Annotated in this window: 1 protein-coding gene; it reads left to right on the top strand. The window is 71.1% G+C overall.

Features of this window, described 5'->3' with window-relative positions; all coding sequences use genetic code 11:
• The coding region (locus BM162_RS22250; RefSeq protein ID WP_093426041.1) for a heavy metal translocating P-type ATPase at positions 1-1,379 on the top strand (1,379 nt) is incomplete at both ends.

Genomic DNA, 1,379 nt, shown 5'->3' with positions numbered 1-1,379 from the left:
GGCTGGCCCTTCCTGGTGCGCGGCTGGAATTCGTTCCGGACGATGAACCTCAACATGTTCAGCCTGATCGGCATGGGCGTCATGGCCGCCTGGCTGTTCAGCGTCGTCGCCGTGCTCGCGCCGGGGATCTTCCCGGCCGGGTTCCGTGACGCCGAAGGTCATGTCGGCGTCTATTTCGAGGCCGCCGCCGTGATCGTCACCCTCGTCCTCCTGGGACAGGTGATGGAGCTGCGCGCCCGCGAGGGCACCGGCAAGGCGATCCGCGCGCTGCTCGACATGGCGGCGAAGTCCGCCCGCCGCATCCGCGCCGACGGCGGTGAAGAGGAGGTCCCGCTCGAGGAGGTGCAGGTCGGCGACCGGCTCCGCGTGCGCCCGGGCGAGAAGGTCCCGGTCGACGGCACCGTGGTTGAGGGGCGTTCCTCGGTCGACGAGAGCATGATCAGCGGCGAGCCGGTGCCGGTCGAGAAGACGCCCGGCGCCCCGGTGACCGGCGCCACGATCAACGGCACGGGCAGCCTGGTGATGGAGGCCACCCGCGTCGGGGCGGACACGATGCTGTCCCAGATCGTCGAGATGGTGGCCAACGCGCAGCGCTCGCGCGCGCCGATCCAGAAGTACGCCGACAAGGTCGCGGGCTACTTCGTGCCTGCCGTCATCGGCATAGCGGTGCTGGCCTTCATCGCCTGGGCGATCTGGGGCCCGGCCCCCGCCCTGTCGTACGCACTGATCGCGGCCGTCGCGGTCCTGATCATCGCCTGCCCCTGCGCGCTCGGGCTCGCCACGCCGATGTCGATCATGACGGCCACGGGCCGCGGTGCGCAGGCCGGGGTGCTGATCAAGAACGCGGAGGCGCTGGAGCGCTTCGAGAGGGTAGACACGCTGATCGTCGACAAGACGGGCACGCTCACCGAGGGCAAGCCGCGCCTCGTCGCCGTTCTGCCCGAGCCGGGCCACGACGAGGCCGAGGTGCTGCGCCTCGCTGCCTCGCTCGAGCGCGGTTCGGAGCACCCGCTGGCCGAGGCCATCGTGCGCGGCGCCGAGGAGCGCGGGGTCGAGATGGCGGAAGCGACGGAGTTCGAGGCCGTCACCGGCAAGGGCGTCACCGGCAAGGTCGGCGGGAAGCCCGTCGCGCTCGGCAACCGGGCGCTGGTCGAGGAGCTGGGTCTCGATGCGACCGCGCTGGCGGAGAAGGCCAACGCGCGCCGTGACGAGGGTGAGACGGTGATGTTCGTCCTGCTGGGGGGCCAGATCGCCGGGCTGGTTTCGGTGGCCGACCCGGTGAAGGAAACGACGCCGGCGGCGCTGAAGGAACTCCATGCACTCGGCTTCCGCATCATCATGGCCACCGGCGACAACGAGCGGACGGCGAAGGCCGTGGC

Origin of the sequence: Tranquillimonas alkanivorans (assembly GCF_900115595.1) — a bacterium.
Taxonomy (GTDB): domain Bacteria; phylum Pseudomonadota; class Alphaproteobacteria; order Rhodobacterales; family Rhodobacteraceae; genus Tranquillimonas; species Tranquillimonas alkanivorans.
Note: the sequence above shows the minus strand (reverse complement) of the source record. Positions and strands in the feature narration are given on the sequence as shown.